Here is a 26,588-nt window from a genome sequence, read left to right as displayed (position 1 = left end):
TTATCCTAAATACAATACAAAAAATTAAAAGCCACATTCTATATTAATTGCATTTTTGCAATACACAAAACTTCAAGCAAGTTGAGATTATCCCCCATTATTTGGCGAAATCAGACCTCCATGGCACATTTCGGACCAGTCCCTATGGAAACTTGGTAAAAATACCCATGTATTCATACGAACAATTCTCGTCAAGCAACAGCAAATGAATGCGATGGCTAAATAGGACCATCATCACGATAAAAAGTGCCAAAAATCAACTTTTAATTCATGCGTTGCCATTAATAATTCACGCGCTTCTATTGGCCTATAACTTGCAACGCCGGAATCCGTGTCCCCGCTACAATAGCAAACGTCGCCACCGCCAATCCATACTTACATCCATGCCAATCGATAGTTCAGCAACATATGCCATCGGCGACCTCCAGGGCTGCTATCAAAGTCTGGTAACGCTGATAGACAAGATCGAAGCCATAACACCCGACGCCCGGTTTATTTTCGTCGGCGACCTGGTCAATCGCGGGCCGCAATCCCTGCAGACATTGCGCCTGATACGTTCTCTAGGCGAGCGCGCCCAGGTAGTACTAGGCAACCACGACTTGCATTTACTGGCCGCTGCCCACGGCATCCGCAAACTCCATCGCAGCGATACCTTGGATGAAATTCTGAATGCGCCGGACCGTGAAGAGTTGCTGGATTGGCTCAGACACCGGCCTCTGGCACTGCTCCTGCAAGATCATCTGTTCTTGCACGCCGGCGTGCTGCCTCAGTGGTCTGCAACAAAAACCATGGCGTTAGCGCAAGAGGTAACGGACATGCTGCAAGGCCCCCGCTGGGTCGATTTTTTGCGCGAAATGTACGGCAACCAGCCACTACGCTGGGACGACGCGCTCAAAGGCAACGAGCGCTTGCGCTGTATCGTCAATGCCCTGACGCGCCTGCGCTTTTGCAACAAGGATGGCACGATGGAGCTGGCGGCAAAGGAAAGCGCGGGCATTTCCCTGCCCGGCTACTTGCCCTGGTTCGATGCGCCGCAGCGGCAAACGGCGGATGTCACCGTGGTGTTCGGGCATTGGTCCACGCTGGGGCTGGTGCTGCGGCCCAATCTGATCGGGCTGGATACCGGCTGCGTCTGGGGTGGAAAACTGACGGCAGTGCGCCTGGCTGACCGGGCGCTGCTGCAGGTCAGCTGTCCGCAAGCGCAGCGCCCCGGCTAGGCAAGGCGCAACACGAGATCACGCCGCGGCGTCGATCTTCTCGGCTTGAGGCAGCGCTAATGCTTCTGCTATCAAGGCCTGCGCTGTCGCCGCCAGTTCGCGCCGGTGTCGTCCGCTGGTGTCGATCGGCGCCAACTGGATCAACTCGGCTTTCATCGGCACCCCTTGCAAGATCGAGATCATGCTTTGTGCAAAAGTCATGTCGCCGATAAAATCCGCCGCCGGATGCAGTGCGCCTTGTGCATCCAGGTAGCGCAAGGCATAGGGTTGCACCGGTACCTGCGCGTCCAGCGCTGCCTCGAACAGGTTGGCATGGAACGGCAGCAATGTGCCTTGCGCAGCGGTGGTCCCTTCGGGGAAGAAGGCAACCCGCTCGCCGGCCTGGATGCTGGTCACCAGCCCCTGGAATATGCGCCGCACGTCGCGCTGCTTGCCACGCGCGATGAAGATGGTGCCGCCCTTTTCGCATAGCCAGCCGAGCAGCGGCCAGTCGCGGATATCCGATTTGCCGACGAAACTGCAGGTCTGGAATGAATTGATGACGAAGATATCCAGCCACGATACATGGTTGGCGACGATGAGCGCGCGCGTTGGGGCGACGTTGTTGTCGGGATTGTGCAAGCTGACTTGCACCTGGCAAATCGCCAGCAGCTCGGTCGACCATTGACGGATACGCCAGCGCCGGCCGGTGGCGTCGGCGAACGGGAACACGACCGCGCAAGTCCACAGGCCGATAACCAAGTGCAGTAGCACACGCGCCAGACGCAGCGCAAACCACAGCCGGCTCATGCGCGTTCGAAGGTAATATGCCCGGCCACAATCGTGGTCTTGACGCGGCCACTGAGTTCGTAGCCGAGGAATGGCGTGTGCTTGCCCTGGCTGGCCAGCTCTTTGGCGGCGACGGTCCAGCGCACTGCTGGATCGAACAGGCAGATATCGGCGGCGCTGCCGACTGCCAACTGACCGGCTGGCAAGCCGGCCACGCGCGCGGCATCGGTGGTGATCTTGGCCAAGGCGCGGCTCAGGCGTTGCGGCACAAGGTCGACAGATTCCTCAGCCCATTTCAAGGCCAGCGACAACAGCAACTCCAAGCCTGTGGCGCCTGGCGTCGCTTCGCCGAACGGCAGCAGTTTTTCATCGTCGTCGACCGGCGTGTGATCGGAACAGATGGCATCAATCGTGCCGTCCAGCAGCGCCTGACGGATCGCATCGCGGTCGCGTTGCGAGCGGAACGGTGGCGTCATTCTGGCATTGGAGTCGAAGAAGCCGATGTCAACGTCAGTCATGTGGATGTGATGGGCGCCGACGTCGCAGCTGATCGGCAAGCCTTCTTTCTTGGCGTTGCGTATCAGCTCAAGGCCTTCTGCGGAGGAAATCCGGCACAGATGCACGCGCGCGCCGGTGGCGCGCACCAGCTCGAAAATGGTGTGCAGCCGTATGGTTTCCGCCATCGTCGGCACGCCGGACAGACCGAGCCGTGAAGCGATCGGGCCGCTGTGAGCAATGCCGCCGTGGCCCAGGTAGGGATCTTGCGGACGCAGCCAGACGGTGTAGGAGAAAGTGCGCGCGTATTGCAGGGCGCGCAGCAACACCGTGGTATCCAGTATCGGCTCTTCGGCCTGGGCGAAACCGATACAGCCGGCGTCGGTCAGTTCAGCCATCTCGGTCAGTTCCTTACCCTTGAGTCCGACCGTCAATGCGCCGAGCGGGTAGACATGGGCCTGATTCAAGTTCTTGGCGCGATGCTTCAGCATTTCCACCAGGCCGGGTTCGTCCAGCACCGGATCGGTATCGGGCGGACACACCAGGCTGGTGACGCCGCCCTGCATGGCGGCTTGCATTTCGGATTCCAGCGTCGCCTTGTATTCATACCCCGGTTCGCGCAAGCGCGCACTGAGATCGACCAGGCCCGGCGCTACTACCAGGCCGGCGGCGTCTATGGTTTTATTGGCGGAGAAATCGGCGGGCGGCGTGCCGACGCCGACGATCTTGCCGGCGGCAATAAACAGATCCTGCTGGGCATCGATGTTGTTTGCGGGGTCGATCAGACGGCCGTTTTTGATGTGAAGTTTCATCTGTAAAGTTATTTGGCGATTCTATAAATAATTACTGTCAGCCCGAAAACGAGATTCAAGTTGCTGCGTAAAATGGATTCCCGCGTTCGCGCGAATGACTCGGTCGGAAATGACCCGGTCAGGAATGACGCAACCAGCTTTGTTTAATTCCCGGCCAGAATGCTCATGACAGCCATCCGTACCGCGATGCCGAAAGTCACCTGCGGCAGAATCACCGCCTGCGCGCCATCGGCCACCGCCGAGTCGATTTCCACGCCGCGGTTCATCGGCCCCGGGTGCATCACGATCGCATCCGGCTTGGCCAGCGCCAGGCGCTCAGGCGTCAGGCCGTAGCTCTTGAAAAATTCCTGCGCCGACGGCAGCAGCGCGCCGCTCATGCGTTCATTCTGTAGACGCAGCATGATGATGACGTCGACGCCCTTCAAGCCTTCGTTCATGTCGGTGAATACGCGCACACCCATTTGCTCAAGGCCGCTCGGCAGCAAGGTGCGCGGACCGATCGCGCGCACTTCCGGCACGCCCAGCGTGGTCAAACCGTGGATATCCGAACGGGCCACACGGCTGTGCAAAATGTCGCCGACGATCGCTACCGCCAGGTTACTGAAATCCTTTTTGTAGTGCCGGATGGTGTACATGTCCAGCAGGCCCTGGGTCGGGTGCGCGTGGCGGCCATCGCCGGCATTCACGACATGGACATGATGCTGTCTGGTGTCGGTCAGGTGTTTGGCGATCAAATAAGGTGCGCCGGATTGGGCGTGGCGCACTACGAACATGTCGGCATGCATCGCCGACAGGTTGTCGATGGTATCCAGCAGCGATTCGCCCTTGCTGGCGCTGGATGCGGAAATATTCAGGTTGATGACGTCGGCCGACAAACGTTTGGAGGCAATCTCAAACGTGGTGCGGGTGCGGGTCGAATTTTCGAAGAACAGGTTGAATACGCTTTTGCCGCGCATCAGCGGGACTTTCTTGACGTCGCGGTCGCTGACGCCGACAAACGAAGACGCCGTATCCAGGATGTGCGTGACGACCGATGTCGGCAGTCCTTCGATGGTCAACAGATGCTGCAGTTCGCCGTTTTTATTGAGTTGAGGATTAAGCATTGGATTCGATGATTAATTGGATTCTATGACCAAGGTAAAGCTGCCGTCGTCGGCGCGTTGAAGTTGTAGGGATTGGCCGGGCTGCAAGCTCACTGCATCGGCGACAAAATCCGCCGCCACCGGCAAATCGCGCTCGCCGCGGTCGATCAGCGCCGCCAGCATGATTTTCGCAGGGCGGCCGTAGTCGAACAGTTCGTTGATGGCCGCGCGCGTGGTGCGGCCGGTGTAGAGCACGTCATCCACCAGCAGGATGGTGGCGCCGTTGACGTCGAACGGGATCTGGGTCGGCTTGATGTCGGTGCGCAAACCCTTCTCGGAAAAATCGTCGCGATAGAACGAGACATCGATGAAGCCGAGCCGCTGTGCGGGGTCGAGCTGCAAGGCCGCCACCAGGCGCTCGGCGATCCAGGCGCCGCCAGAGTAGATACCGATGACGGCGACATTGTCGCTGTGCGCCAGTGCGCCTTTCACTTTGGCCTCAAGCACCTGGTACAGCGCTTCGGCATCGAATTGGGGAGTGATTGTAGTCATTGCATCTTCATCGAAAATCAAACGGAATCGAACAGGATCATTCAGCCAAGTTATCAACCAAGTCGTCAAAATACTGCTGCAAAATAATCGCAGCGGCGCGGTCGTCAATCACTTCTCCGCGCTGCTGCTTGATCACCGCAGACGAGTAACGCTCATCCACCAGCGCCGTGGCGACGCCGTAGCGGCCATGCAGCTGATTCGCGAAACGCTGGCAACGCACGCTCATTTCATGCTCCGCGCCATCCGGATGCAACGGCAAGCCAACCACGCACAGCACCGGCTGCCACTCTTTGATCAGTAGCGCGACTTCAGCAAATTTGCCGTCATTGGTCGCGGCGCTGATGACTTTCAGCGGCTGCGCCTGCTTCAGCAAAGTATTGCCAACCGCAACCCCGATGCGCTTCAAGCCAAAATCAAAACCCAGCACAGTGCCGGCCGGACCACTCATGCCCAGCCCCGGCACTGATCACTATACGATTCACGCACGGCCAGACTCCGCAGTCAGCATATACGGCGAAATACCCAGCAAATTGACGGCGGCCGCGAAGCGTTCGGCAATCGGCAAATCAAAAATGATCGCCGGATCGGCTGCCACCGTCAGCCAGCCGTTATGCACAATCTCGCTTTCCAGCTGGCCGGCGCTCCAGCCTGAACAGCCCAGGCTGACCAGGATACGCTGCGGACCGCTGCCCTGCGCGACTTCTTCCAGCACATCCTTGGAGGTGGTCATGGCGACCTGCTCCGTCACTTTCAATGTCGATGAATAGCTCTTGCCCGGGGTGTGCAATACAAAACCGCGCTCAACCTGGACCGGGCCGCCAAACATCACCGGCCGCTCGCCGATCGGATCGTCAAATCCCAGTTCCGGATTGATTTCCAGCGTCAGGTCGATGCGGTCGAAGAGCAGCTGCATGGTCATGTCGGTCGGCTTATTGATCACCACGCCGAGTGCACCGTTGGCATTATGCTCACATAAGTACACCACGGTGCCGCCAAAAACCGGATCCAGCATGGAAGGCATTGCAATAAGGAAATGATTTGTCAGATTCAAAGAAGGAGAATCCGGGTCGCTGGACGCCTTCGCGGCGCTCTTGCGCGCGGGAGAATCGTCCGGAGTTGTATCTAACTTAGCCATGGGCCGCATTTTATCAGTTTTAAATAGGCTGAAGCCGCTTTGAATAGTGTTGCTTCTCGGGTAAAGTCGCTCGCAAGGCCGCCTCGGCATTAGTTCATGACAGTCTATTCCTTTATGCTGAACACCCTTTATGCCGCGATTTGAGACATCCCTGGTCTGGTTCCGCCGCGATTTGCGTGTGTACGATCACGCCGCCCTGCACCATGCGTTAAAGAATAGTAGCGCCGTATTCTGCGTATTCGTCTTTGATATCGAGATTCTGCAGCCCTTGCTGGATGCGGGCCTGAGCGCAGACCGGCGTGTCGAATTCATCCACGACAGCATCGTCGAGCTGGAACTGGAGCTGCGCAAACTGGGGGGCGGCCTGATCGTCCGTCATGGCGCTGCTGCCGATGTGATCCCTGCGCTGGCCCAACAGCTTGGCGCAACTGCCGTGTTCAGCAACCACGATTACGAACCGCAAGCACGCCGGCGCGACGACAATGTGGCAAAGACGCTGGCAACGGCGGGATGCGCCTGGCACAGCTTCAAGGACCAGGTGATTTTTGAGCGTGATGAAATCTTGACCATGGCCGGCCAGCCGTTTTCGGTGTTTACGCCCTACAAGAATGCCTGGATGAAAAGACTGGCTGCGGCGGATGGGCCGCTCTTCCTGAAGCCCTACCCGATCGAGAAGTACGCGGCAAACCTGGCGCCCCGGCCCGCATCCGCAGCGGACAATATCCCCAGCCTGACGCAACTCGGTTTTGAGAAAACCAATTTGCGCGCCTTGAAAATCCCGCCAGGCATGAGCGGCGCGGCCAGCCTGCTGGAAGATTTCTTGCCGCGCATCGGTCACTACGAAACAACCCGGGATTTTCCAGCGGTCAAGGGACCCTCGTATCTGTCGGTGCACCTGCGCTTTGGCACCGTATCGATCCGCACCCTGGCGCGCACGGCATATCAAATGCTGCAACAGGGAACTGCTGCCGGCGGCGCTGCGGTATGGCTGTCGGAACTTGTCTGGCGCGATTTTTACTTCATGATTTTGTATCACCATCCGCATGTAGCACAACGCGCTTTCAAGCCGGACTACGACGCGATCCTTTGGGAAAGCGGCGAGCACGCGCAGATACTTTTTCAGGCATGGTGTGACGGCCGCACCGGCTATCCGCTGGTGGATGCGGCAATGCTGCAACTCAAGCAGAGCGGCTATATGCACAACCGCTTGCGCATGGTGGTCGCCTCGTTCTTGATAAAGGACCTGGGCATCGACTGGCGCTGGGGCGAAGGTTATTTCGCCGAGCAGCTGAATGATTTCGACCTGGCCGCGAATAACGGCGGCTGGCAATGGGCGGCATCTTCCGGCTGCGACGCGCAACCGTATTTCCGCATCTTCAATCCGGTCACGCAGTCGGAAAAATTCGACGCGGATGGTAAGTTCATTCGCCGCTATCTACCGCAACTTACCGGCCTCGGCAACAAGCATATCCACGCGCCATGGCTAGCGCCTGCACAGGATTTGCAGAATGCCGGAATCAGATTGGGAGAGAATTATCCGCTGCCGTTGGTACAGCATGACGAAGCGCGGAAAGTGACCTTGCAGCGTTACGCGGTGGTCAGGAAAGTCACTGAAGAATGAGGAGGAGTTGTGAGGCGGATGGGAATATTTTCTCCATCCGCCCACACAATGTTATTGCAGGGTGCTTGCTTCTTTGTTGATGAATGACTTGATGGTGCTGATCAATTCATCTTCCTGATACGGCTTGCCCAGATACTCGTTGACACCCAGTTCCATCGCATAGGTACGATGCTTGGAAGCGGTGCGCGAAGTAATCATGATGATCGGAATATGGCGGGTCCGTTCGTCATTGCGGATATTGCGGCTCAAGTCGAAGCCGTCCATGCGCGGCATTTCGATATCCACCAACATGACGTCAGGCGTGATTGCCTGCAACTGCTCCAGCGCGTCGACGCCATCTTTTGCCAACACCACTTGGTAACCTTCACGCGACAGCAAACGCTGGGTAACCCGGCGCACGGTCAGCGAATCGTCGACCACCATCACCACGCTCTGGCTGCGCAAACCTTGCACCGCCTGCGCCACCGGCGGCGAAACCGACTCTGCGCTGACGCTCATTTCCGCCACAGCGCCCATTACATCGTGGGTAGCCAGATGCGATTGGCGCGGCGCGCGATGTTCGTGCGCCGAACGTTGCAACTGCAGTTGCATCAGCGGCACCGGGTTCAAGATCAGCACGATATTGCCCGAACCCAGCACCGTGGCGCCGGCAATCCCGATCATCCGCGACAGTTGCGGGCCGATATTCTTGACCACGACTTCTCGGTTACCGATGATTTCGTCGACATGCAAGGCGACCCGGTCATTACCGCTGCGCAGGATGATGATCGGCGAATATTGCTGCGCCACCGGCACCATTTCCGCATCGCCCAGCAAGGTCGACAGATATTGCAAAGGCACTTTGTGTCCTTGCCATATCAGCATGCCATCGTTATAAGCGGCGGCCAAGGCCTTTGCCTTCAGTTGCTGCACCTGTTCCACCAGCGCCGACGGCACCGCATAGGTATTGCCGCCGGTCGTCAGCAGCACCACCTGGGTGACCGCAAGGGTCAACGGCAAGTGAATCGTGAAATGCGTACCTTGGCCGGGATCGCTGGTGACCGCAACGCGGCCGCCCAGTGACGCCGCTTCCGAGCGCACCACATCCATGCCGACGCCACGTCCGGCCAGCTCGGTGATATCGGTCGCGGTGGAAAATCCGGGACGGAAAATCAAGTCGGTGGTTTCCAGATCGGACAATTGCTGATCGCTTTCCAGCAGGCCGACGGTACGTGCCTTGTCGCGTATCCGTTGCAGGTCCAAGCCATGGCCGTCATCCGACATCTGGATCAAGATTTCATTACCGTCCTGGCGGATTTCAATCTTCAGTTCGCCGGTTTCGCTCTTGCCTGCAGCGCGCCGCGCTTCCCGCGATTCAATCCCGTGCACGATCGCATTACGCAACAGATGTTCGAACGGCGCGATCATCTTTTCCAGCACGCTACGGTCGATTTCCACATGGCTGCCGCGGATATCCAGGTTGACGCGCTTATCCAGTTCTTTCGCCACTTGGCGCGTCAGACGGTACAAGCGCTCGCCGATACTGGCAAACTGCACCATCCGCACATGCATCAGGTCCTGTTGCAAATCGCGGGTCAAACGGCGTTGCGTCAACAAGTCGACGTTGGCGCCTTCGACCGTGTTGGTCAAGTTCTTTTGCAGCGAGGCGACGTCGTTGACGCTCTCGGCCATCATCCGCGTCAGTTCTTGCAGCCGGGTAAAGCGATCGAATTCGAGCGGATCGAATTCGCGCTCGCCAGCCAGCGTCATGCGCGAGCTGATTTGCGCCTCGGCCTGGATTTCAATTTCACGCAGCTGGCCGCGCAGGCGGTCAACGTTTTCCGTCAATTCCGACAGCGACAATTGCAAGGTGCCGATGCCGGACTCAAGCCGCGAACGGGTGATCGACACTTCACCGGCCTGGTTCACCAGGCGGTCAAGAATCTCGGCGTTGACGCGCACCTGCGACACCAGGCCGCTACCGGCTTTGGCGCCAGTGCCGACCAGCGCAGGCGCCACCACGCCAGCCGCCAGAGAAGGCATCACGCTAGGGAGATTGACCGGCGCCGGTGATTCTTGCACCACGTCTTCGGCAATGGGCGCTGCCGGCGCAACCGGCTGTGCCGCTTGCGGGTTGCGCAGATTGTCAAACATCTGTACGCCGCGGTCATAGTGCGCCAGCAATTCGTCGACTGTCTGACGCGACGAAGTACCTGACTGCAGGATCACCTCGATGTGGCTTTCCATCTCATGCATATGCTGGCCGAGCACCATCGCGCCAGCCATGCGGGCGCTGCCCTTGATGGTATGCAGATGACGCAGGATGGCTTGCGGCACAGGATGCGCGCTGTTGGTTCCCACCGGATTTTCCTGCCAGCTGCGTAGGGCGCTGCCGATTTGCGGCAGCATGTCGCTACCCTCTTCCAGGAACACCGGCAACAGGTCGGCATCCAGTTCGTCGCGTACGATCAGCGCAGGATCGATGTCGTCTTTTGGCGAATCGAACAGATGCGGCGCTTCTGCTGCAGGCAAAGGCTGGTGATGTGGCGCCACCGCTGCATTCGAGATCGGCTGCACATTCAATGCATCATTCCAGTGGCCAGCCGGTTCGGTCACGACAGTAACCGAACCGGCCGCACTCGCCACCGGCTGCGGCGCGGCTTCAGCAACGACCGGCTCGACAGCGGCAGCAATAACCAGCGCAGCAGCTTCTTGCGGCGTTTCCAATGCGGCTTCGCTAGCCAGTTGCTCCGGCGATTCTTCCGACTCTTCCGCTTCTTGCGAACGCAACTCTTGCCGTTGCCACAAGCTGTCCAGGCTGCTCACCAGTGCCGGCTCGTAATACGGCATATCGCCTTGCGTGAATTGCTGCAGCATCCATTTGACGCGTTCAACGCTCAGTTGCAAGGTGTCGTAATCCGCACCGTGCAAACTGCCGGGTTGCAGCGCCATGCGCTGCAAGGCCATTTCCAGCGCATGCGCGACTTCTTGCAAAGGTTTGAAACCGACGGTGGCCGAGCTGCCAGCCAGCGAATGGGCGGCATGCACCGACTGCGTCATGACCGGCCGCTCCGGCTCGTGGCGCCATTCGGCAAAATCATGCGCCAGGTGACGCACCAGCTGGTCGGTCTCGGCCAGATAGATGTTGTACAGCGGCAGGCTGATGGTCAGGTCGCCGATTTGCTTGGTGCTGTCGTCGTGACGGATTTCCTGCATTCCGGGAAAGGCGATGACCTCGGCGCTGACAGGAATTGCTGGCGGCTGGGTAAATGCAACCGGCGCAACTTCAGCAGGCAATTGTGGCTCAAGTTCAATTTCCGGCAATGGCGTTTCTTCAGAATCGAATGCCTGCGAAACGTTACCAACATGCCCGATCGCGTCCACATGCTCAGTGTGTGTCACGCCGAACAAGGCAAGGTCGTCGTCGCTCAGTTGGATTTCCTCTGCCTGTGCCGGCAGCTCCGGCAAGTCGCTGAACTCCAGTGCCTCGCCAGGCGTATCGGTCAGTGCCGGTGTTACGGCCGCAGGGCCGACGAAAGCACCGCCTTCGCGTACGGTCTCGGCAATTTCAGCCAACGCATAAGGAGTCTGCTCTGATTGGCCATACAACTGGATTTCCTTGACCCAGCCATCGAGCTGCGTCACGGCGTGATCCAGCAAAGCGCTCAGATCGGCGCTTACCGTGCGCGATTCCGACAGCCACAGATTCAATACCTGTTCGATGCTCCAGGCAGCTTCGCCGAAAGCATTCAAGCCGATCATGCGGCCGCTGCCTTTGAGCGTATGAAACGCCCGGCGCAATACCGTCAGCGGTTCCTGTTTATGGGGCGCATCATCCAATTGCAGAAGAGCTTGTCTGGCGTTAGTCAGGACCTCTTCTGCTTCGGACAAAAAAATCTCACGCAATTCGGCATCGGCCTCCTCGTCGGTCACCGCAGCTACCGCCGCCAAAGGCGCGACAGTGTCGGCCGCATGCAGCGGCACAATGGTAGTTACGATATTTGCCAGGGATTGCTGCGAAGCCGAAAAGTCCGGATGGTCGAGAATATCGATCGCAGCCTGGGCCCGGTCGGTCGCTTCAGGATTGTCGCTCAAAGCCGCGTCAACCCGCATCTGCACCAATGATTCTTTCAGTCTTTCCTGCAGCTCAGGATCGTGCGGCTGCGCGGTCAGCGACAGCGCCAGCTCGGCCGATTGCTGCTGATGCTGCAACAGCTCATCTTCTACGGTTGCCAGCTCAGGCAAGGATGGCAGGCTGTCGCCGGCGAGCGCCGTTGCCGCCGATGCGGGAAGATTGCTGATTGTCGACGACACCACCGGATCGGGTTGCGGAGCCGCCACCACAGCACGTCGCTCCAGCAGGTTGATGCGGAATACGCCAGCCTCTTCATCGAAAGTGAAATGGTTGTTTTGCGTATCGGACTGATGCTGCAAGGTTTCAATGAAAAAGCTCAGCGCGCCGATATTTTGGGCGATCCGTTCGAACTCTTTCTGTTCCGGCACAACTTCAGCGCCTTCAGCGGCAAAGCGTTGCAGCGTGCTGCGGGTATGCTCGACCACGCGGATAGCGTCGCTCTGGTCCTGGATCGCGAGCGCGCCCTGGATCTGGTACAGCACTTGTCCGATTTGGGTCAGTACTTCGCGCCGGTCCGGATCTTTGAAGAATTCGTCCAGCATCTTTTCGACCTGGCGCAAGCTGGACAGCATTTCCGAAGCCAGCATCTTGACGGTCTGGCGTTGTTGCGCTTCACGATAGATATCGTCGATCCATTGCGCCGGTTTGCCGAGGGTTTCACCGGACACCACCGCCAACAGACGCGCAGTCATGGCATCGGCGCGTTCGGAGAAATTCTGCGGCAGACGGCTGATGTGATTCAGCGTGTTTTCGATAAACAACAGGCTGGTAGCGATTTCCATGCAAATCGCATCGCCCGGACGCGAATGCGCAGCGTGGCGCGCAATGCCGTTCAATTCACGCAACAGCTTCGACAACGATGGCGCGTTGAGCTGGCTGCCGGCTTCGCTGAGGCCATGCATTTCTTTTTCAAACGCAGCAGCCGGAGCGGCATCGCCGCTGGCCAGCCGGTCCCACATGTTCTTGGCTTGTCCCAGGCGCTCTTTGGCGGTACCCAGGGCGTCCAGGCTGATCTGGCCGTAATGGCGCGTGCTGTAATCGTTCGGTACCAGGCCGTTGAGGCGGTACGCAGCGCGAATCTGGGTGGTCAGCTTGGAAGGCTGCGCAACCCCGGCGATAAAAAACAACGCATCGCGCAACAGCCGTTCCGAGATACTGGAAGAACCCTGGCTCAAGCGGCGCAGTTGCAGATTGATGCGGGCGAACAGTTGTTTGACATACAGCTCATTGGATATCTGCGCGGTCGCCACGCCTTCCGAGAAGCCATGCATGACCCACCAGAATGCCCGCGCCTGCTGGTTACGCTGGGTCTGTTCCACTTCGCCCACAACCACCTGCATAGACCCGGCGTTTTCCAGTTCAACCGCCTTGTCGGCACTTTTCAGGAAAGGCAACAGCGCGCGCTCAAAGCGTTTGCGCAAGGATAGATAGAAATCGGTTTCAACCGCTGCGGCTTGCTCTGCGGCCGGGAAGTGTGGACGGATCGTCAGGTCGGGAAAAAACAAATCGGCTGGATGGATTCTTTCAGCGCCGCGGATTTCCAACAACGCTTGATAATAAGGAAACAGACGCACCGGCTGATGGCTGCCGCCTGCCAATACTTCGTCCAGATACTCGATCAAGGCCTGATAGGCATTGCCGATGGTTTGCACATGTTGCGCAGTCAGCTCGGCCTGGCCGGATTCGGCGCGCTCCAGCAAATCTTCAACTGTTTCGGTAATGATGATGACGCCGTCGATGTCGACCATTTGCAACGCGCCGTGCGCCTGGTGCAGATAGGTTTTGGCATGACGGATAGCGGTCGAGTGATCGTCGCTGGCCTGCTGTTTGTCGTGAATTTGCGACAAGGCGGTGCCGGACTGATTCAGGGCCTCGCGAATTTCGCTCATCACCCATGACAATGGTCCGGTATCGAGATGCGTCCGCGTAGAGTCAGCGGTACTGGAAAAATCGGTGGTCATGACTGCCTCATGGGTTCAGGGAGTGGCCAAGTGATTGACCACGATGCATATCGGCCAACGCATCACCCAAGCTTGCAACAGTGCGCAAACCCGGGCAAGCCTTGGCCGATAACCGCGTTCGCCGGCCCGATAAAAGGACAGCGAGCGCGGAACTACACATTAATTGGTCACGCGGAAGCGCGATACCGAACTCTTCAAATCTTCTGCCAATTTCGACAATTCGCGAATCGACAACGCCGTCTGACGCGTACCTTCCCGTGTCTTTTCGGTCACCGACAAAATGTTTTGAATGTTGGTAGCCACGCCATTTGCCGAGTTGGCCTGCTGCTCGGTAGTTGACGAAATGCTTTGAATCAGTTCCGCCAGACGGTTCGAAACCCGCCGGATGTCCGACAACGCCGCACCGGCCGCATCTGACAGCTTGGCTCCTTCGACCACCCCTTGCGTCGAACGCTCCATCGCCACCACCGCATCGTGGGTATCGGTCTGAATCGTACGGACCAGCGCGCCAATCTGCTTGGTCGCCGCGCCGGAACGTTCCGCCAGACGCTGAACTTCTTCCGCAACCACCGAGAATCCGCGGCCTGCTTCGCCTGCCGATGCCGCCTGGATCGCCGCATTCAGCGCCAGCACGTTGGTCTGTTCGGTAATGTCTGAAATCAGTTCGGTGATTTCACCAATTTCCTGTGACGACTCACCCAGCCGCTTGATGCGCTTGGAAGTTTCCTGGATGTGTTCGCGAATTTCGTTCATGCCTGAAATCGCATTTTCCACCGCCTTGGAACCTTCTTCCGCCGCACTCACCGACTGCCGCGCCACTTCGGCTGATTCACTAGCCGATTTGGAAACGTCGGTAATCTGGGTCGCCATGTCGAGAACCGCTTGCGTGGTTTCCTGAATATCGCGCGACTGTCTTTGCGACGCCGCCAGCAGTTCGATCGAAATGCTTTGCGCCTGGTCCGACGCCACGGTAACTTGCTGCGCCGTTGCGGTAACCCGTCCGACCAGTCCACGCAATTCTTCCACGGTGTAGTTAACCGAGTCGGCGATCGCGCCGGTAATGTCTTCCGACACCGTCGCCTGCACCGTCAAGTCACCGTCCGCCACTTCTTGCAATTCATTCATCAGACGCAAAATCGCAGCCTGGTTCTGGTCATTGGCGTTACTGGCGTCTTCTTCCTGCTTGATCGCTTGCAGACGCTGTTCTTCCGCTTCCATCCGGCGTACATCAGCTTCGTGGGTACGGTGACGGCCATCCTGCACCTGGACCCAGGCGATAGCGGCGGCCGCCAGCAGCGTTGCCAGGGCCGATGCCAGCATCAGCCAGAACCAGATACTTTGCGTATCTTGCGAGGTACGATAGGTATCTTGCAAGGCGCTCAGGCGTTGCTTCAGATTTTCGTTCTCGGTAAAGATCAACTGCTCGGATTGCTTGGCGGAGACGAAGTTCTGCATGTTACCCAGAATCGATGCAACCGATTCCTGGTATTCGGCAAAGCTCTTTTCCAGTTCGGTCAGCTTGCTGCGCTCTTCTTCGCTCTTGCTGGCCGGCAGACGCAATACATCGCTGCCGTTCAGGAAGCCGCTGACGATGTCGCGGAATGTATTCGTATCTTTACCCAGCAAGAACGCAGTTTCCGGGTTCACACCTTCCGAGGTCAGGAATTCATTCGCGGAACGGCCGAGACGCTGGGTCAGCATGACCAGCTGCGACGATGCCGCGATTTCGCGCGGGGTGGCGCCGGTCTGGGTCTTCAGGGTCGCGATCTGTTCCGACAGGTCCAGCAGGTTAGGCGAAATACCGTTCAGTTTTTGCAACGTCACACCGAAGCTGGTCAATTCCTTTTGCAGCTTGAGGATGGTATCCGCAGCCTTGTCGGTATTCGACCACACTTTATTGACGTCAGTCAGCTTGGAATCCATGGTAGCGCTAGGAGCGCCGATATCATGGCCCTTGTAATCGCCGCCCTTGAGCAAAATGCCCAGATCCTGGTTGAATTCCTTGCGGCTGTCTGCCAACTGTTTGAACGCTTCAGGATTACCCTGAATCGCATTCGGCGTCGCCTTACCGATACGCTGCGAGTGCATCAGCGCGTCGCCGGCGATCTGGGTCTGGGTCGAGCTCATCGCTGAACTCTTGGCGCTCAGCCACAGGAACAGGATGGTCAGCAACAAACCCGCGCCGAGCACGATCAGCAACAGACGAATCTGTTTTTGCTGCGGCATTTTGCCGATCAATGGCAACGGACGCGCATCCGGGCTGGCGATTTCAGCGGCAGCGCCAGTGAAAGCGGCAGTAGTTTGCGGCGCTGCTGCTTGCGGAGTAGGGACAAACGCCGGCGCGGATGATGCAGCCGGGGCGGAAGCCGGAAGCGGTGCAATGGTTGGCGCAGCCAACGGTGCAGGTGCGACATACGGCGCCGCGATTGGCGTCGGAGGCTCGGGAATAAAACGTTCTTCCATGACAGTCTGTTCAGGATCGTGCATCAGCGCGTCCTGCATGAAACGATCGCCAGCTTCGCCCTGCTCTTCCTTGGCCGCCTTGGATAAAGACGGTAGTTTGAATGCCATTACAGAATCTCCTAATTGCTCGATGAAATCACCATGTACACGACGGGATCACCGTGTAGCCGGCGAAAATCGCCGTGTGCCAATTCGCTGCCACCGAGTGCCATCGCTGTTGCAACGGCACCTGGAACTCATAAACCTACTTGTAAAAAACGAGGGTCGTGCAAGATTTGGGCCATGCTCAGCTCGGTCCATACCTGTGCATCGCTATCGAGATAGCGCTTCGCGTCAGCCTGATCCAATGACTCAGGGGCTTGCAAGGTCATTTTGGCGACGTTGCGCAACCCCAGAACGCGCGAAACCAGCAAGCCGCTGTTGAACGAAAATGTCGGCGCGAACGCAACAATCCGACATTCCTTGTCAATTTGCGTCAAAGCGTGTCCCTGATAACGTGCAAAATCGATCACGCTGATCAGCGTCCCGCGCACGTTGCTCAAACCCAGATACCAGTCGTGGGTCAACGGCACCCGCGAAATCTGGTCGACCGCGACAATTTCGCCGGCCTCTTGCAAATTCAACAACCACCGACTCTGCCCGATCAACAAACCCAACTGGCTTTCCTGTGTCTCGCTGCCGCTACGGGCAGCCTGCATCCGCTCCAGCAAGTGCGACTGGAATTCGCGCAGCCGGCTGCGGCGCGAGTCGGCGTCAAGCGCGACCTTGCGGGCCTTGTCTATGGGCTGCAGCGGCGATGAAGGCGGCAATTCCGCCGTCAGAGGCGAGGTTGATTGGGTCATTTTGATTGGATGCCGATGTAGCGTAGTCAAACGTGAAATTCAAACTTCAAATTCAGCACTCGATTAACCAAGCGCAGCGATTTTAGCCAGCAGTTCCTTAGGATCGATAGGTTTTACCAGGTAATCGCGCGCGCCTTGGCGCAGGCCCCAGATACGGTCGGTTTCCAGGCCCTTGCTGCTGCAGATGATGATAGGAATGTCCTTGGTGTCGTCATCGCGCGTAATCGAGCGCGTCACCTGGAAGCCGTTCTGGCCAGGCATCACCACATCCATCAGGATCAATTGCGGCTTGTCGGCTTTGATCTTGTCCAGGATGCCTTCGCCATTTTCGGAGGTCGACACAGAATAGCCGGCCTTCGCCAGGATATCGGTCAGGAAATAACGCTCGGTTGGAGAGTCGTCGACAATAAGAATTTTTTGTATGGCCATTTTCAACCTTTAATGCTTCAGTTACGTCAAATTGTGTAGTTCAGCGAGATATCGCCAGCTTCAATATAAATTGACAATCATTTAACAGTTACGCCGTTACCGCCACCACGCCAGGCGTCGCACTGCCCGCAGCCTGTGTATGTTCGCGCACCGCCTTCAGCAGACTGTCTTTGGTGAACGGCTTGGTGAGATATTCGTCGGAGCCCACCATGGCGCCGCGTGCGCGGTCGAACAGGCCGTCCTTGGACGACAGCATGACCACCGGCGTAGCGTGGAATTTAGCGCTCTTTTTAATCAGGGCGCAGGTCTGATAGCCGTCCAGACGAGGCATCAGGATGTCGCAAAAAATCAGCGCAGGCTTGTGATCATTGACCTTCGCCAATGCATCGAAGCCATCTTCGGCAAGTACCACCTGATAGCCGGCCTGGCTCAGGAAAATCTCCGCAGAACGACGAATCGTGCTGCTATCGTCAATCACCATTACCTTCAGGTTGACGCCGCCAAGTGATGTTGTCATGAAATCGTCTCATTCAATCCAAATAAATCTACGGCGTCACTGTAACAAAGAAAGACATTCCTTAGGACAATGTTTAGTTGGGGTAGACGATAAAGTTCAATTTTTTTTGTAACTTGGAGCGATAAATTACTTTTCCTGCAATAAAAAATGGTAGAAATGAATTAAATGGCAACCATTTCAAAATCTTCCTTGCGCGCGCCGCATTCCGGACAAGTCCAGTTCATCGGCACGTCATCCCACAAAGTGCCCGGGGCGATGCCTTCTTCCGGCAAACCGGCCTCTTCGTCGTAGACCCAGCCGCAAATCAGACACATCCAGGTTTTGTATTCCGGCTTCGATGTTGCGTTGCTTTCATTATTGCTCACGGCAGTGACCCTTCAATCAAGTAAAATGCAAAGTCGGATATCTTAATCTACCCGCCGTGCAAAACCAAACTTCTCCTCTTATATTGACCTTCGGCGTTGCCGACCCAGTCGGCGCCGCCGGTATCCAGGCAGACCTGGCCACCTTTTCAGCAATGGGCTGTCATGGCCTGTCTGTCATCACGTCTATCCTCATCGGCGATACCGCTCGCATCGAAGATACGCAACAAATCGATGCCGACTGGGTCGCCGACCAGGCCCGCGTGCTGCTCGAAGACATGCCGGTTGCGGCCTTCAAGGTGGGCGCCGTCGGCAGCATCGAGAGTGTCTCCGTGATTGCCGAGATTGTCTCGGACTATCCGGAAATCCCGCTGATTCTAGACCCTTTTTTATCGGCCATGCCGGATCAAGGACAAGATAGCGAAGACTTGTTGACCGCTATCCGTGAATTGCTGATCCCGCAATCCACCGTCATGCTGCTGTCGGCGGTGGAACTGGCGCGGCTGGCGGAAACCTGGCGCGAACCGTCTTCCGAAGACATGATGAGCATCGATGCGATGCGCATCATCGAACTCGGCTGCGAATATTTGTTTGTGACCGGCACGCCTACTCCGGCTGCCGAAATCGGCAACACCTTGTTCAACGAAAGCGGCGTGGTGCGGCAAGATACCTGGCCGCGCGTTTCCGGCTCGTTCGTCGGCGCCGGCACCACCTTGTCGGCGGCGATTGCGGCGATGCTGGCCAACGGCCTGGATGTGCCCGAAGCTGTGTCCGAGGCGCAGGAATTCACCCTGGCGGCAGTCACTGCGGCGCAACGACTGGGAATGGGCAAGCTGATACCGGACCGTTATTTCTGGGCGCGCGAAGATGGCTTACGGCCTGATGACGAGGATTCCGGAACGTCTTTTTGATATTGCGAATCTTGATCCTCGGCTCGGTGCCGGCACCGGATGACGCCCCGCTTTTCCGACCTACGGTGTTGACCGGGTCGGATTGTTTATTTGAATTTATTTTGATATCAGGCTTATGACTTCCAACAACGATATTTTGTTCGCCCGCGCCCAGCTGACCACGCCCGGCGGCGTCAATTCGCCGGTACGCGCCTTCCGTTCGGTGGGCGGCACGCCACGCTTTATCACGCGCGCCGAAGGCCCTTATTTCTGGGATGCCGACGATCGCCGCTATATCGACTACATCGGCTCCTGGGGCCCGGCGATTGTCGGCCACGCCCATCCGGTCGTGATCAAGGCGGTGCAAGACGCCGCGGCGCGCGGCCTCAGCTTTGGTGCGCCGACCCGGGGCGAAGTCGAAATCGCCGAAGAAATCTGCAAGCTGGTGCCATCGATCGAGCAAGTACGCCTGGTCTCCAGCGGCACCGAGGCCACCATGAGCGCGTTGCGCCTGGCGCGCGGCGCCACCGGCCGCGACAAGATTCTCAAATTCGAAGGCTGTTATCACGGCCACGCCGATTCACTGCTGGTCAAGGCCGGCAGCGGCTTGCTGACCTTCGGCAATCCGACTTCGGCCGGCGTGCCGGAAGATTTCGTCAAGCACACGCTGGTCCTCGATTACAACAATTGCGAGCAGCTGGAACAGACTTTCAAGGACATCGGCGACCAGATCGCCTGCGTCATCGTCGAACCGGTGGCCGGCAACATGAACCTGGTGCGGGCGACGCCGGAATTCCTGCAAACCATGCGCCGCCTGTGCACCCAACATGGCACCGTGCTGATTTTCGATGAAGTCATGTGCGGCTTCCGCGTGGCGCTGGGTGGTGCGCAAGCGCTGTACAACATCAAGCCGGACATCACCGCGCTGGGCAAGGTCATCGGCGGCGGCTTGCCGGTGGCGGCTTTCGGCGGCCGCGCCGACCTGATGAAGCATATGGCGCCGCTGGGCTCGGTGTACCAGGCCGGCACGCTGTCAGGCAATCCGGTGGCGGTAGCCGCAGGCATGAGTACTCTCAAGCTGATCCAGGAACCGGATTTTTACACCAGGCTCTCAGCGCAGACCGGCAAGCTGGTGCAAGGCTTGAGCAGCGCCGCCAAAGATGCCGGCGTCACCTTTAGCGGCGATGCCATCGGCGGTATGTTCGGCCTGTATTTTGCGGCAGAGGTGCCGGGTACTTATACGGCGGTGATGGCGTCCGACAAGGCATTGTTCAACAAGTTCTTCCACGCCATGCTGGATGCCGGCGTCTATCTGGCGCCATCGGCATTCGAGGCCGGTTTCGTTTCGGCGCAGCATGACGATGCCGTGATTGACGCCACCATCGCAGCGGCGCGCGGCGCGTTTGCGCAGCTGAATTAACAATGCCGCTCACGTCATTCCCGCGTTCGCGGGAATGACCCGGTCAGGTTGACCCGGTCGGAAATGACGGCGGTCAGTTCAACCAGCCACGCCGGCGGAAGTACCAGAACGGCGTGATCGCCGAACACACCATCAGCACCAGCGCCAGCGGATAACCGAGATGCCAGTTGAACTCCGGCATGAAGCGGAAATTCATGCCGTAGATGCTGGCGATCAGCGTTGGCGGCAAAAATGCCACGGAAGCGACCGAGAAAATCTTGATGATCTTGTTTTGATTGATGTTGATGAAGCCTACCGTCGCATCCATCAGGAAGTTGATCTTGTCGAACAGGAAAGCGGTATGGCCATCAAGCGATTCGATATCGCGCAAAATCTGTCGCGCGTCTTCAAACTGATCCACGCTTAACAAGCGCCCGCGCATCAGGAAACTCACCGCACGGCGGGTATCCATCATGTTGCGCCGGATCCGGCCGTTCAAGTCTTCCTCGTGCGCCATCGCACTCAGCGCTTCGGCCGCGGCCTGGTCGGTGAGTTTCTTTTGCAGGACACGCGTACTAACCTCATCCAACTTCTTGTAGACGCCCTCCAGGGCGTCGGCGGAGTATTCGGCGTCTGTCTGGTACAGGTCGAGCAAAACGTCCTTGTAATCGCCGATAGAGCCCGGCCGCGAGCGTGCCCGCATGCGTACCAATCGGAATACCGGCAAATCTTCGCCGTGCACCGAAAACAAGATGTTGCGGGCCAGGATGAAAGCCACCGTGACGGTCGACGACGGGCCGTCGTCTTCTTCAAACAGGAAATCGGTACGCAGATGGAGATCGCCGTTTTCGGCTTCGTAGTAGCGCGCCGAGGCTTCGATATCCTTGACTTCGTCTTCGCCGGGCAAGGTGACGCCGTAGATACTCTTGACCCAGGCGCGTTCCTGGTCGTTCGGCTCGGTCAGGTCGACCCATACCGGCTGGACTTTTTCCAGGTCGCCGTGACTCTCGATGTTGACCTGGTTAAGTCGGCCGTTTTGCAATACGAATACATTGATCATGCTTACCCCAAAGACTGATTTTGCAGAGAAATTGTTATGATTTTTTTGCCGTCGGAAAATAAAATCCTGCTGCAATTTAAACAACTTCCATCAAGTCCGTATAGTAAGGCAATTACGGCAATTCGGCCGATCCCATGCGCCGCAAAATCAATCCGGTACGTTGCGAGAGATACGCGGAACCGCGATTCTTGTCATAGAAACGCGGCCGCGGCAGCATCACGGCAAGACGCGCAGCCTGGCTGGCGCCGAGGTTGGTGGCCGAGGTTTTATAATAATGCTGTGATGCGGCCTCGGCGCCGAACACGCCGTTGCCCCACTCCACTACGTTCAGGTAGATTTCAAATATGCGTTCCTTGTCCATCAGGAATTCAAGCATGTAAGTGATGATCAGTTCCTGTCCTTTGCGCAGATAGCTGCGCTCGCCGGACAAGAACAGGTTCTTCGCCAGCTGCTGGGTGATGGTGGAACCGCCGCGCACCACCTTGCCTTTTTTTTCGTTTTTTTCGTAGGCCTTCTGCAGCGCGTCCCAGTCGACGCCGTCATGTTCGGAAAAATTGGCGTCTTCGGAAGCAATGATGGCGCGCTTCAGATTGGTCGAGATGCGCGCGTACGGCACCCATTTGAATTGCAACTGCGCATCCGGCATGGTTTCGTGCAACTCGGCCAGGCGATGGCGCATGAAGCTGGTGGAGCTCGGGTTATGATCGACCCACCACCAGATCTGCACGAAGAAATAGACTTGCAGCAGCAGGATTGCGGCGATCACCAGCAAACATAAACGCAAAAAAATCTTGCCGACTTTCATACCGGTTCCCTGCAAATAATTAATCCAAGCGCCATGCCTTATCCGAGCGTGGCTTTACAGCGCAGCCCGCAAGGCGGCAAATACGGCATCGGTATGCGGACGCACGCAGCGCCAGACAAAAAACGCTTCGGCCGCCTGCTCTACCAGCATGCCCAAACCATCGCGCACCTGCGCGCCGTGCGCTGCGGCGAACTGCATGAATACAGTCGGCTGGCTGCCATACATCATGTCATAAGCCAACGTCGCCGGGCTGAATATACTGCCGGCAAGCGGCGGCAGCTCGGCCTGCAAGCTGGCCGAAGTCGCATTGATCACCAGATCGAACTGCTGCGAGACGTCGGCAAAACCGCAAGCGCCGAGAATGCAAGGCTGGCCAGGCTGCTCACAGTAGGGCTGGAATTGCTGTACCAGCTCTTCTGCCTTGGCCACCGTGCGGTTGGCAATCACCAGTTGCGCCGGCTTGCCTTCCAGCAGCGGCAGGATAACGCCGCGCGCAGCGCCGCCAGCGCCCAGCAGCAGGATTTTCTTGTGCGCCAGATCAAAGCCGGCGTTGCGTACGATATCGCTCACCAGGCCGATGCCATCGGTGTTGTCGCCCAGGATCCGACCATCTTCAAACGTCAGGGTATTTACCGCGCCGGCGGCCTTGGCGCGGCTTGTCAGCTGGCTGGCCAGCGCATAGGCTTCCAGCTTGAATGGCACGGTGACGTTAGCCCCGCGGCCACCCTGCGCCACGAATTCCCGCACCGTTGCGGCGAAACCGTCGAGCGGCGCCAACAGGTGTGCATAGTGCATGTCCTGCGCGGTATCCGCAGCGAAGCGGGCGTGAATCGCGGGTGACTTGCTATGGGCGATCGGATTGCCAATCACCACATAGGCTGCAAATCCGGCTCCGGCCGCACTCATCATTGGTTGACCCCGCCCATCAATTGCGCTTCCAGTTGCCCTTCACGGGTAAATTCAAAGGTAGAGATCACTTCCCATACATCGTCTTTGCCACTGCTGCGCATATTTTCCGGGAAGCGTCCGAACGGCGCCGACCGTTCGATGATTTTCAAGGTCGCGGCATCGAGGTCGCGGTTGCCAGAGCTGCGTTCAATCCTGGCGCCGCCCTCTTTGACATAGAGCGAACCATCCTGGTAAATAGGAATATAGACCACCAGTTTTCCATACAGATTACGGCCATTTTTTCTCGGGAAATTCAGCGTACCCAATTTTTCGACGCGGTCCTGGAACGCCTTGTAATACGCCGCATAGCCAACTGCACGGGTGCTCGGCGTAATCTGGGTTTTCTTCGGCCGCTTGTTGTAATCGTCAATATTCTTCGCGATTTCCGCTTCCTTGCGGGCAATCGCCTTGGCGCTCTCGACCAGGTCCTTGCCGTTAGGCTGCGGCGTGTTATCGCTGGCCTTGTCCTGCTCGTCCAAAACCGGCATCTTCAACGGCGTTTGCTTGTTCATCTGCGCCAGCATTTGCTGTTGCTGCTGTTCCAGCTGCTCGATGCGGCGCTTGGTGGACTGGACGTTGTCGCCATCTTCCGATTTGCGCATGTCCGGCAGCGGCGATTTGGCGCGGCCGGCATCTGCGTTGCCGCCGCCATCCAGGTTCGCTTGCGCCAACGCCTCCGGCTTGACCGGCTTGGTGTTGTGCTTGGCATTGACCAGGATCACTTCCAGCGCCGGATCGGTAGGCTTCAGCTTGAAGGCTTCAGGCGCGGCGAAACGCACCGCCAGCAACGCCGCATGCGCCACTACCGATGCCACGATGGCGCCGACCAGGATTCGATTTTGAAAAAAGGATTTCACGCGTGTGCCAAAGGTCGCTGTTAAGAGAGAAATTAGGAGAGGAATTCTATAAACGAAGAATTCTACAAGGGAAGCATTCTACGACAGAGAGATGCCCACAGGAAATTTACTGTGGATCCGGCTGCCTGAGTCCATCACTCCGTTGCAGGTTTGCTCTCCCGTGTTGCACTCTCGTCATCGGGCGCTGCATTGACCTGCTCATCCGCCAACTCATCTGCCAGCGGGATGACTGCTTCGCCATCGACCGCAATCTCGGCGGTTTCGTGTGGCATATCCATGGCAGCATCCAGTTCCTCCGCCATTTCGGCGTCGTCCTCTTCAGGCTGCCGGCCATCGGCTGCAGGCGGCGCCGAGACTTCCAGCAAGCGCGCCTCGACAGTCAGGTCGATCTCGTCCCAGCGGATGATGTCCAGCTTGACCTGCGTGCCGCGCGCCAGTTGTTGCATGCCCGGCAATTTGATAATCAGGGGAATCTCGGCCAGCCGCAGGATTTCATCTTTCAGCACTGCGGCCTCGACCTGGCGCGCCTGTTCCTGGCCCAGCCAGCGCAAGCACCAGTAGCGCTCCATGTTGGACTGGAAATCGCCGTAGCCGGAATACGCCGCATCAAAGCCGGACACAATCGCAAACAGATCGGCATCGCGCGGCTTGAACGGCGCCACCAGCGGCGCAGCGACGCCGCCTTCAACGCAGGCCAGGATCTGCCACTGGTTGACCAGATCGGTATAGCGACGCAAAGGCGATGTGCTCCATGCGTATTGGTCAACGCCCAAACCTTGATGGGGCGCGGCGTGCGTCACCATCCTCACTTGCATCTTGGCAGCCCAGCCGCCGCTGCCACCGCCCTGCGCGCGATAGATGCCGGGCACGCCGTGATCCGACATCAGCTTGCCCCAGCTGCTATTGGCGAAGATCATCAGTTCGGCGACGATCTTGTCGAGCGGCGCGCCACGCTTGCGGCGTGCGATGGTGACCACGTCGTCTTCGACATAGAAGTTGAAATCGACGCGGTTGTTTTGCTCGGGCCGCAAGCCGAAGCTTTCGCGCTTGGCCATGCGGCCTTGCTCCAGTACCTGTATCCATTTCCACAACAAGGCGATATCGGCCTTGTGCGGATAGTCGCCGGCGTCGTTGGCGAGATTTTCTTCAGTCACCAGCTCATCGAGCGTGTTGTGACGCAAGTTGGCGGAAATCGACACCAACTCGGCCTTGGTTTCGGTACTGATCACGCTCCAGTCTTCCGGATTCAAGGTCGCATACAGCGACAACGCCGGGCAGCTCTTGCCTTCCGCCAGGGTGAAGGCTTCTACCAGCTCATCCGGCAGCATGGTGATTTTGTCGCCCGGCATATAAACGGTCGACATGCGCGCCCGTGCCATCGTATCCAGCGCGTCGCCGCGCTTGATGCCCAGGCCCGGCGCGGCGATATGGATGCCGACCCGGACCGTGCCGTCGGCCAGCGTCTGCACCGACAGGGCATCGTCGATTTCAGTGGTGGTAACGTCATCGATGGAGAAAGCCTGCACCGGCGCCAAAGGCAATGCCGCCACGCTCGGAATCTCGATCTTCGGAAAGCCGGAACCCTTGGGGAAGAATTCCAGCAGGAATTTGGACAAGTGCAGCTGCTTCGGCGAGGCGATGCCGCCCACCGACAGCATCAAGCGCTGCGGCGATGTTTGCAACTCGTTGCAAGCCGCTTCCAGCGCCTTGTATTCGATACTGTTCTTGTCCGGCTTGAACAATAACTGCAGCGCCAGCGGCTTCATCACGTCGGGTAGTTGGCCAGCCTTGAGCTGATCGACATAGCCGGCCTGGACCTGGGCTTGCTGTTTTTTCTTTTCGATGCCAGCCTGCGCCGCTTTCAGCGAAGCTTCCGGCGCGGCCTTGTAACGGCCCTTGCCCTTCTTGTAAAAATAAATCGGCGCGGTGTGCAAGCTCAGCAGCAAGCCGGCGGCTTCCGCCGGCAATGGCGCGTGACCGAAATACTCGGCGCCCAGTTCGGCAAAGCCGAACTCCTCTTGGCCCGCGACTTCCCACAAGAAATCGAGTTCGATGTCTTGCGCGATCTGCCTGGCTTCATCCAGCAGATCCTGGGGCGTCGGCGATGTGAATTGCAGCAGCACATCCTTGGCTTTGACCTTGCTGCGTTTGCCCGTTGGCAGCTCGACCTGATAGGCCTCGCCTTGCTGCGACAGTACGACACCTGCTTTAAAGTCGCCGGACTCTTCAAAAAATAGATTCATTGCATGCTTTACGTGT

General features: G+C 58.0%; 21 protein-coding genes. 4 read left to right on the top strand and 17 right to left on the bottom strand.

From position 1 onward, the window contains the following. Positions 1–383: 383 nt before the first annotated feature. A complete protein-coding gene (locus ABI171_RS24065; protein WP_348095077.1) occupies positions 384–1,217 on the top strand; it encodes a symmetrical bis(5'-nucleosyl)-tetraphosphatase in 834 nt (277 codons plus the stop codon). A gap of 18 nt (positions 1,218–1,235) precedes the next feature. Here the strand turns inward: ABI171_RS24065 and ABI171_RS24060 are convergent, their stop codons facing one another. From ABI171_RS24060 to ABI171_RS24035, 6 genes are all read right to left on the bottom strand, one after another. Beyond that, a complete protein-coding gene (locus tag ABI171_RS24060; RefSeq protein ID WP_348095076.1) occupies positions 1,236–2,006 on the bottom strand; it encodes a lysophospholipid acyltransferase family protein in 771 nt (256 codons plus the stop codon). Further along, a complete protein-coding gene (locus tag ABI171_RS24055) occupies positions 2,003–3,292 on the bottom strand; it encodes a dihydroorotase (RefSeq protein WP_348095075.1) in 1,290 nt (429 codons plus the stop codon). Before ABI171_RS24055 ends, ABI171_RS24060 begins: the two co-directional genes overlap by 4 nt. Positions 3,293–3,435: 143 nt before the next feature. Continuing rightward, positions 3,436–4,395 carry an aspartate carbamoyltransferase catalytic subunit gene (locus ABI171_RS24050; protein WP_348095074.1) on the bottom strand — a complete coding sequence of 320 codons (960 nt, stop codon included), beginning with the start codon at positions 4,393–4,395 and terminating at the stop codon, positions 3,436–3,438. Positions 4,396–4,407: 12 nt separating this feature from the next. After that, the gene (gene pyrR / locus ABI171_RS24045) at positions 4,408–4,926 is read right to left on the bottom strand and encodes a bifunctional pyr operon transcriptional regulator/uracil phosphoribosyltransferase PyrR (RefSeq protein ID WP_348095073.1); all 519 of its coding nucleotides are present in this window, start codon (positions 4,924–4,926) and stop codon (positions 4,408–4,410) included. Between the two features lie 37 nt (positions 4,927–4,963). Next, positions 4,964–5,374, bottom strand: a complete 411-nt coding sequence (gene ruvX, locus ABI171_RS24040) for a Holliday junction resolvase RuvX (RefSeq protein WP_348095072.1) — start codon at positions 5,372–5,374, stop codon at positions 4,964–4,966. 30 nt (positions 5,375–5,404) lie between these two features. After that, entirely contained in the window at positions 5,405–6,070 is a 666-nt protein-coding gene (locus ABI171_RS24035; RefSeq protein ID WP_348095071.1) for a YqgE/AlgH family protein, read from the bottom strand. 121 nt (positions 6,071–6,191) lie between these two features. On the opposite strand from ABI171_RS24035, the gene ABI171_RS24030 reads away from it, so the two are divergent. Next, a complete protein-coding gene (locus tag ABI171_RS24030) occupies positions 6,192–7,682 on the top strand; it encodes a deoxyribodipyrimidine photo-lyase (protein WP_348095070.1) in 1,491 nt (496 codons plus the stop codon). A gap of 51 nt (positions 7,683–7,733) precedes the next feature. On the opposite strand, the gene ABI171_RS24025 is transcribed toward ABI171_RS24030, so the two are convergent. The 6 genes from ABI171_RS24025 to ABI171_RS24000 all read right to left on the bottom strand — a co-directional run bounded on the left by ABI171_RS24025 (position 7,734) and on the right by ABI171_RS24000 (position 18,322). Next, a complete protein-coding gene (locus tag ABI171_RS24025) occupies positions 7,734–13,757 on the bottom strand; it encodes an Hpt domain-containing protein (RefSeq protein WP_348095069.1) in 6,024 nt (2,007 codons plus the stop codon). Positions 13,758–13,916: 159 nt separating this feature from the next. After that, positions 13,917–16,328, bottom strand: coding sequence for a methyl-accepting chemotaxis protein (locus ABI171_RS24020; protein WP_348095068.1), 2,412 nt, complete (start codon positions 16,326–16,328; stop codon positions 13,917–13,919). A 128-nt stretch (positions 16,329–16,456) separates the two neighbouring features. Further along, positions 16,457–17,062, bottom strand: coding sequence for a chemotaxis protein CheW (locus tag ABI171_RS24015; protein ID WP_348095067.1), 606 nt, complete (start codon positions 17,060–17,062; stop codon positions 16,457–16,459). Positions 17,063–17,125: 63 nt separating this feature from the next. Next, a complete protein-coding gene (locus ABI171_RS24010) occupies positions 17,126–17,491 on the bottom strand; it encodes a response regulator (RefSeq protein ID WP_038485766.1) in 366 nt (121 codons plus the stop codon). A gap of 88 nt (positions 17,492–17,579) precedes the next feature. Further along, the gene (locus ABI171_RS24005; protein ID WP_348095066.1) at positions 17,580–18,008 is read right to left on the bottom strand and encodes a response regulator; all 429 of its coding nucleotides are present in this window, start codon (positions 18,006–18,008) and stop codon (positions 17,580–17,582) included. A gap of 161 nt (positions 18,009–18,169) precedes the next feature. Next, a complete protein-coding gene (locus ABI171_RS24000; RefSeq protein WP_038495022.1) occupies positions 18,170–18,322 on the bottom strand; it encodes a rubredoxin in 153 nt (50 codons plus the stop codon). A gap of 107 nt (positions 18,323–18,429) precedes the next feature. Here ABI171_RS24000 and ABI171_RS23995 point away from each other — a divergent pair, with 107 nt between their 5' ends. Together ABI171_RS23995 and hemL are read left to right on the top strand one after the other, a co-directional pair. Next, positions 18,430–19,281, top strand: a complete 852-nt coding sequence (locus ABI171_RS23995; RefSeq protein ID WP_348095065.1) for a hydroxymethylpyrimidine/phosphomethylpyrimidine kinase — start codon at positions 18,430–18,432, stop codon at positions 19,279–19,281. A 115-nt stretch (positions 19,282–19,396) separates the two neighbouring features. Continuing rightward, entirely contained in the window at positions 19,397–20,680 is a 1,284-nt protein-coding gene (hemL, locus tag ABI171_RS23990; RefSeq protein WP_348095064.1) for a glutamate-1-semialdehyde 2,1-aminomutase, read from the top strand. A gap of 73 nt (positions 20,681–20,753) precedes the next feature. On the opposite strand, the gene corA is transcribed toward hemL, so the two are convergent. From corA to ABI171_RS23965, 5 genes are all read right to left on the bottom strand, one after another. Next, complete coding sequence (gene corA / locus ABI171_RS23985; protein WP_348095063.1) at positions 20,754–21,719, bottom strand: magnesium/cobalt transporter CorA; 966 nt, start codon at positions 21,717–21,719, stop codon at positions 20,754–20,756. A gap of 112 nt (positions 21,720–21,831) precedes the next feature. Beyond that, a complete protein-coding gene (gene mtgA / locus ABI171_RS23980) occupies positions 21,832–22,524 on the bottom strand; it encodes a monofunctional biosynthetic peptidoglycan transglycosylase (RefSeq protein ID WP_348095062.1) in 693 nt (230 codons plus the stop codon). 54 nt (positions 22,525–22,578) lie between these two features. Further along, on the bottom strand, positions 22,579–23,430 hold the full coding sequence (gene aroE / locus ABI171_RS23975; protein WP_348095093.1) for a shikimate dehydrogenase: 852 nt from the start codon (positions 23,428–23,430) through the stop codon (positions 22,579–22,581). Beyond that, positions 23,430–24,329, bottom strand: a complete 900-nt coding sequence (locus tag ABI171_RS23970) for a TonB C-terminal domain-containing protein (protein ID WP_348095061.1) — start codon at positions 24,327–24,329, stop codon at positions 23,430–23,432. The genes aroE and ABI171_RS23970 overlap by 1 nt, the downstream gene beginning before the upstream one ends. 134 nt (positions 24,330–24,463) lie before the next feature. Beyond that, on the bottom strand, positions 24,464–26,572 hold the full coding sequence (locus ABI171_RS23965) for an RNB domain-containing ribonuclease (protein ID WP_348095092.1): 2,109 nt from the start codon (positions 26,570–26,572) through the stop codon (positions 24,464–24,466). Between the last annotated feature and the right edge of the window lie 16 nt (positions 26,573–26,588).

The sequence above is a fragment of the Collimonas sp. genome (genome assembly GCF_039923675.1).
GTDB lineage: Bacteria > Pseudomonadota > Gammaproteobacteria > Burkholderiales > Burkholderiaceae_D > Collimonas.
Note: the sequence above shows the minus strand (reverse complement) of the source record. Positions and strands in the feature narration are given on the sequence as shown.

Excerpts from the sequence above, each read along its gene's own strand:
- pyrR (WP_348095073.1), bottom strand. The coding sequence starts at position 4,926 with ATGACTACAATCACTCCCCAATTCGATGCCGAAGCGCTGTACCAGGTG.
- ruvX (WP_348095072.1), bottom strand. The coding sequence starts at position 5,374 with ATGAGTGGTCCGGCCGGCACTGTGCTGGGTTTTGATTTTGGCTTGAAG.
- aroE (WP_348095093.1), bottom strand. The coding sequence starts at position 23,430 with ATGAGTGCGGCCGGAGCCGGATTTGCAGCCTATGTGGTGATTGGCAAT.
- hemL (WP_348095064.1), top strand. The coding sequence starts at position 19,397 with ATGACTTCCAACAACGATATTTTGTTCGCCCGCGCCCAGCTGACCACG.
- ABI171_RS24060 (WP_348095076.1), bottom strand. The coding sequence starts at position 2,006 with ATGAGCCGGCTGTGGTTTGCGCTGCGTCTGGCGCGTGTGCTACTGCAC.
- ABI171_RS24015 (WP_348095067.1), bottom strand. The coding sequence starts at position 17,062 with ATGACCCAATCAACCTCGCCTCTGACGGCGGAATTGCCGCCTTCATCG.
- mtgA (WP_348095062.1), bottom strand. The coding sequence starts at position 22,524 with ATGAAAGTCGGCAAGATTTTTTTGCGTTTATGTTTGCTGGTGATCGCC.
- ABI171_RS24050 (WP_348095074.1), bottom strand. The coding sequence starts at position 4,395 with ATGCTTAATCCTCAACTCAATAAAAACGGCGAACTGCAGCATCTGTTG.
- ABI171_RS24005 (WP_348095066.1), bottom strand. The coding sequence starts at position 18,008 with ATGACAACATCACTTGGCGGCGTCAACCTGAAGGTAATGGTGATTGAC.
- ABI171_RS24035 (WP_348095071.1), bottom strand. The coding sequence starts at position 6,070 with ATGCGGCCCATGGCTAAGTTAGATACAACTCCGGACGATTCTCCCGCG.
- ABI171_RS24000 (WP_038495022.1), bottom strand. The coding sequence starts at position 18,322 with ATGTGTCTGATTTGCGGCTGGGTCTACGACGAAGAGGCCGGTTTGCCG.
- corA (WP_348095063.1), bottom strand. The coding sequence starts at position 21,719 with ATGATCAATGTATTCGTATTGCAAAACGGCCGACTTAACCAGGTCAAC.
- ABI171_RS24065 (WP_348095077.1), top strand. The coding sequence starts at position 384 with ATGCCAATCGATAGTTCAGCAACATATGCCATCGGCGACCTCCAGGGC.
- ABI171_RS24030 (WP_348095070.1), top strand. The coding sequence starts at position 6,192 with ATGCCGCGATTTGAGACATCCCTGGTCTGGTTCCGCCGCGATTTGCGT.
- ABI171_RS24020 (WP_348095068.1), bottom strand. The coding sequence starts at position 16,328 with ATGGCATTCAAACTACCGTCTTTATCCAAGGCGGCCAAGGAAGAGCAG.
- ABI171_RS24025 (WP_348095069.1), bottom strand. The coding sequence starts at position 13,757 with ATGACCACCGATTTTTCCAGTACCGCTGACTCTACGCGGACGCATCTC.
- ABI171_RS24010 (WP_038485766.1), bottom strand. The coding sequence starts at position 17,491 with ATGGCCATACAAAAAATTCTTATTGTCGACGACTCTCCAACCGAGCGT.
- ABI171_RS24055 (WP_348095075.1), bottom strand. The coding sequence starts at position 3,292 with ATGAAACTTCACATCAAAAACGGCCGTCTGATCGACCCCGCAAACAAC.
- ABI171_RS23965 (WP_348095092.1), bottom strand. The coding sequence starts at position 26,572 with ATGAATCTATTTTTTGAAGAGTCCGGCGACTTTAAAGCAGGTGTCGTA.